Below are 4,988 nucleotides of genomic sequence, written 5' to 3'. Positions count from 1 at the left end.
CACCGGATAATCCGGAAGGATATCTGACTCAACTGTTTGCCGCTGTAGACAAGGCACTATATCAGGCGAAGCAGAATGGGCGGAATCGGGTTGAGTTTGCGGAGCTAGAGCGGGGCGTTTCTTGATGAGGTGAGAATAACAACACTTCTATAATATGTCTTACAAATGGCACCAAGCCAAATTGGTGTCATTTGTTTTTTTTACCTTTAACTTGGGTATATGCATATAGGACCATAGGACTGATGAGAACAGGCTTTAATGCTATTAATTAGGTAAAATCAGGATTTTAGCCGGATGTATTGCGTTTGGAACTTCTGCTAACATAGGTTAATCCTATTTCAATGAGCGGAGATACATATGAGTACAATAAAAGTTACCCCTGAACAACTACATCACGTATCCAATCAGGTAGATCAGGCCAGACAACAATTGGAGGGCATCCGGAGTGATCTGACCAGGCAGATTATGTTCATCCAAGCGATGTGGATGGGTGCAACGCAGGAACGTTTTTACTATGAGTTTGAGCGATCCAAGCCTATACTGGAGAAAGCATTAGAGAGCATGGGCAACACGTCCAAGGATCTGAAGGATATCGCTGCCCGCTTTCAGGAAGCAGATGCAGGGCAGGTTAGTTTGGCAGGTGCAACTGGAGCTGTTGGTGCGATGGCGATGACGACAAGATTGACGGGTAATGGAAACCCGGAAGATAAGGGTTATCGGATGGCGTATAACTCAGCATTTGGAATATGGCTTCCTGTGAATGAGAAAGGCGTTACAGATCAGTCGGCTCTCCAGGCTTATGAGAAGGATAAAGGGAATTTGGATGTAAAAGGCATGCAAGGTCCTATGAACATGGGCCCGCCAGGGGAGGATATCTTCGCGCTCCAGATCAAGGCATTTGAGAATGGGATACATCCGTTTACAGGCGAGCCTGTCTCAGATAAATACGCTCAAACAATGGTTACGTCTCTTAAGCTTAGTCAGATTTTTATGGCCGTTTCGATGGTTAAAGGGAGTATGCCGGGCAGCAAAGGTCCGTTCCGATTGCCATCATCCAACCCAGCTGTGGCGAAGATTAAGCAGCATATTGAGGCTGCTAGAACGAAAAATGGTAAGATAAATGGCAAGACTTCAGGTGTATCAAGAAAGTCTACTATTGAGACAGAGAATACAATAAGGAAAATAATCTCCGGTGATAACATACAGGACATTCGTAAACATGCGAAAAAAGTGATCGTTTACGATGATTATTCGGAGATTACTACTCATGATAATAAAGTCATAAAAGTCAATAAACATGAGATGCCGAACTCTTCCTTCGACAAGTTGGATGATCTTATTCTCTTTGAAGATAGCATTTCAGACTACGGTATGAAGTCATATGATAAAATTAGGAGCATGCATTTAGAGGATGTTCCGGCTGTTGCTAACAATACTGGTTTGAGTGTTTCAGATATAACAGCTTTAAAAAAGCATTTATTTTTGGAGAAACATGAGATCCCAAAGGCTGGAGGCATTCTGATAAAAAAAGAACATTTCTCACCTGACGATGAAATAGCATATGCATGGCAGTTGGCCCAAAAGAAAGAACTGACTCAAGCACAGAAGGATTGGTTTAAGCAGCTAGCCGATCATGAACTTACTGAAGCAAAATTGATGAGTGAAGGGATCCCATACAGACGAATTGAATCATGGTCAGATGAGAGGAAAACATATACTGATCAACCACCTAATGATGGTGCACATAAAAAAGCCCCAGAGCAACCTGAGTATGGAACCTTTGAAGGTTTTGATCCTTTTAAATAATCGTAAAAACCATATGTGAATTTGGAACAATGGAGGTAATTATGAATCGTTTTTCCGAGGCTCTAGAAAGAATTAACAACATAGATTGGAGCATCTCTGGCAGTGTTGACGTACCGTCAAATATGGCACTAATACAAGAATATATCAGACGAGCAGCCTTATTAATAACTTCCTATGATTTAAAATCTCCATACCCTTTTTTTAAAGCTTCTCATGCAATCGGTCATGACGTTGATCTGGATTTAACAGAAAAATGCCCTGAGTTAGCGAAGCTGACAAACAGTTTTATGAAAGGGACCTGTGAAGCATATTTGGAGTGGATATTCTTAATTGATTCAGGAAATGAAATAGCATTGAAGTTTAATGATTTGTACGAACCCCTCATTCGATTAATTGAAAGAGGAGGAACCGTTAGAAGACGACACGGAGACATTATTGCTGGAGGCTATGTGTTTCCGTTAGCAAACGCTGACTACATGTCAAAACAAAAACCTATTGATATTAGTGATGAAGGCTTAACGGCCTGGGTAAACCAGTGATTTATAATGTAGCTCAAGGCTTAATTACATTAGGATATACAATTCTGTGTGCTATGAGTTGTCCGTTTAATGTTCAATATAACAAACTACTTTAGGAAAACTGCTAAATCCATACTTATTATCTCGCTCTAAAGTAAGTGATAAAGATATTAGGGAGTGAAAGTGTGGATTTCAATATTCTAGAGATAAGAGATTACTATGACTCAGAAATAATTAATTACGACTATGATAAATTAACAAAGCGAGGCGTAAGTGAAGAGAATGCTCGGTTTCTGATTGATGTTGGCGTTCCGGCTGAATATGATGATTTTGTCTTTTATGAGATGGAAGCTTTCCATGTAAAAGTGATTGAGGATGAGGAGTATATTCAAATTGGTCACTTCGCAAGTTACGGTATGCTATGGGCTGTTTTTAAAACAAGGGAGTGACACGCTTTTTACAACATCACCATTGGATAAGTCTGAGGTATATATACTTAATAAAAACCTGAAAACCTTTTTCTTGTTTCATTTAATTAGAAATGAATTAGCAGCTAAAATGAGACTAGAAGGTGTATACACTTCGGATAAATATGCTAGTAAACTTCGAGATTATTTTGAGAATGTCGATCCTATATCAATGAAGAACGTTGAAGGTTATTGGTCACATTTCCTAGAAGACTACGAGACTGGGTTATAACTTAAAGAAACCTTGGACCGTTTTTTAAAACTAGAATAATCCCGGATTTCAAAGGAACTGCCCCTGATAAAGTCCTCATATGTAACAGAAAACATGAAGAATCCGCTCTTATCTGAGAGACGGATTTTTTTGCGTCCCAACACCAATATATCTCTGTCAAAACGTAATCATTACGATAAGATAATACTCATTGTTTAAATGATAATAATTACGATTAAGACAACAATTGAAAGAGAGGGGCATTACCTTGAAAAAAAAGGCGCTGCTGCTGGTGCTACGGCAAGCCGATGACCGGTGAATTCGTTAAGGCATCGCTTGAGCGCGCATTGACCGAAAGTGCAGCCATTCAGAGCGCACTTAAGATCGACACGATTGAAGTCGAGGGCGATAAACTGGAGATTAAAACAACACAGCCTTTCCCGGAATTCGCATCCGAACTGGTTAACCCGAATACGGCCATTATTGACGGGAGCGAGCCGGACATCGTAAACAAGCCGATTGGCACCGGATCCGTTCTTCTCCAGTTTCAGTTAAGCAAGAGTCGTATAAAGAGATTAATATACATGGCAAGTTAAACAGTGAAATTGACGAAATAGATTTAAAAAACAAAATAATATATGAGGATAAATCGGCGAAGAAATTGTACATGGATAACCCTAATGTTCCGCAAACGGAAGAACAATGGGCACCCAAACAGATATTTAAAAAGGGTTCAAACAGAATAATAGTGCTTCAACAAACAGAAGTGAAGCTGTCAAGTTCTATATCTCAAGATGTTCCCCTATTTGAGGATATAACGAACATTAGGAACTATGTGTTCAGAATTGATGCAGATACTCCAAAGTTAAGGTTGGCAGTTCAAAATGAACTTAATAATTTAAAAACCAAATATCCGGATTACAATTTTTCAGCTGAATTTGGAGGGAAAGAATAATGTCCATAGGTCTATTTAGATATAACGGTGACATCAATGATCGGAACTCAGAGCTGACACTCAGTGAGAATATATCAACTCAAGATTTCTATGAAGAGCATTGGGAGACAGCAATACATGAATTAGGAATAAAAATTATTCAAGATGGATCTGAGATTAATTATAGTCAATTAGAAGCTGCGATAGATGAGTTAGCGCTTTTAAAGGAATGGACAATAAAAAAATTGATTGGAAATGATTTAGAGTATATGAAGGGGAGAATTGAGAATTTACAAAAAGTGCTGCCTGATGCATTTATTAATGAAGACACAGTACTTTATATATTCTAGGTAAGATTTAAACCTTCTGTATGATGCAACTAAGTATTGAAAAGAACAAGATGCACCACGCAACTTATTTTCATCTATACACAATTAGCGAAATAGAAATATAATAAAGCCCCTATATGTAAAAAAAAACATAGGAAATCCGCTCTCATCTGAGAGTCGGGTTTCTTTTGCGTTTCAACACCAATATATCTCTTGTCAAAACGTAATCATTACGATAAGATAATACTCATTTTTTAAATGATAATAATTACGAATAAGACAACGATTAAGAGAGAGGGGCATTACCTTGAATAAAAAGACGCCGCTGATGGTGTTGACCTCCCTGATCCTGAGCGCCGGACTGTTGAGCGCCTGTGGATCTTCCGAAAGAAGCTGGCGCTTACGGATAGTCTGACTCTCTGCTACAATCGTCGTTATCTGACACAGCAGCTGACGCATGAGGTCATTACGAATGTTCACTGTAAGTCGCCGTTTTCACTCCTTCTCCTGGATATTGACTACTTCAAGGCAATTAATGATCGCTATGGACATGTCATTGGGGATGAAGTGCTGTACCGCACCGCTCAGGCTGTGAAACCGTCCATCCGGGAGACCGATATTCTAACGCGCTACGGCGGGGAAGAGTTCATGATCTACCTTCCGCACACGGAACGCCAGTTAGCTCAAAAAATTGCGGAACGCGTGAGGCTGTCCGTGGAGTCT

General features: G+C 39.6%; 8 protein-coding genes. 7 read left to right on the top strand and 1 reads right to left on the bottom strand.

What is annotated here, in order from left to right; translation table 11 throughout:
- Positions 1-357 precede the first annotated feature (357 nt).
- The 6 genes from CHH60_RS17500 to CHH60_RS17475 all read left to right on the top strand — a co-directional run bounded on the left by CHH60_RS17500 (position 358) and on the right by CHH60_RS17475 (position 4,286).
- Complete coding sequence (locus tag CHH60_RS17500) at positions 358-1,806, top strand: WXG100 family type VII secretion target (RefSeq protein WP_095360359.1); 1,449 nt, start codon at positions 358-360, stop codon at positions 1,804-1,806.
- Positions 1,807-1,847: 41 nt separating this feature from the next.
- Positions 1,848-2,345: a hypothetical protein gene (locus CHH60_RS17495; protein ID WP_095360358.1), complete on the top strand. Its 498-nt coding sequence runs from the start codon at positions 1,848-1,850 to the stop codon at positions 2,343-2,345.
- 164 nt (positions 2,346-2,509) lie between these two features.
- Positions 2,510-2,773: a hypothetical protein gene (locus CHH60_RS30280; RefSeq protein WP_255247976.1), complete on the top strand. Its 264-nt coding sequence runs from the start codon at positions 2,510-2,512 to the stop codon at positions 2,771-2,773.
- Between the two features lie 537 nt (positions 2,774-3,310).
- Complete coding sequence (locus tag CHH60_RS17485; protein WP_369680187.1) at positions 3,311-3,598, top strand: hypothetical protein; 288 nt, start codon at positions 3,311-3,313, stop codon at positions 3,596-3,598.
- 71 nt (positions 3,599-3,669) lie between these two features.
- On the top strand, positions 3,670-3,957 hold the full coding sequence (locus CHH60_RS17480; protein ID WP_095360357.1) for a hypothetical protein: 288 nt from the start codon (positions 3,670-3,672) through the stop codon (positions 3,955-3,957).
- Positions 3,957-4,286: a hypothetical protein gene (locus tag CHH60_RS17475; protein WP_095360356.1), complete on the top strand. Its 330-nt coding sequence runs from the start codon at positions 3,957-3,959 to the stop codon at positions 4,284-4,286. Before CHH60_RS17480 ends, CHH60_RS17475 begins: the two co-directional genes overlap by 1 nt.
- Before the next feature lie 195 nt (positions 4,287-4,481).
- On the opposite strand, the gene CHH60_RS29840 is transcribed toward CHH60_RS17475, so the two are convergent.
- Complete coding sequence (locus tag CHH60_RS29840) at positions 4,482-4,745, bottom strand: hypothetical protein (RefSeq protein ID WP_095360355.1); 264 nt, start codon at positions 4,743-4,745, stop codon at positions 4,482-4,484.
- On the opposite strand from CHH60_RS29840, the gene CHH60_RS17465 reads away from it, so the two are divergent.
- Positions 4,638-4,988 (top strand): GGDEF domain-containing protein (locus CHH60_RS17465; protein WP_369680188.1); only part of this gene is annotated, 351 nt, incomplete at its 3' end. The genes CHH60_RS29840 and CHH60_RS17465 overlap by 108 nt on opposite strands.

The sequence above is a fragment of the Paenibacillus sp. 7523-1 genome, assembly GCF_002276415.1.
Classification (GTDB): Bacteria; Bacillota; Bacilli; order Paenibacillales; family Paenibacillaceae; genus Paenibacillus; species Paenibacillus illinoisensis_A.
The sequence above is the reverse complement of the archived record's forward strand: the minus strand, read 5'-3'. Positions and strand labels throughout refer to the sequence as shown.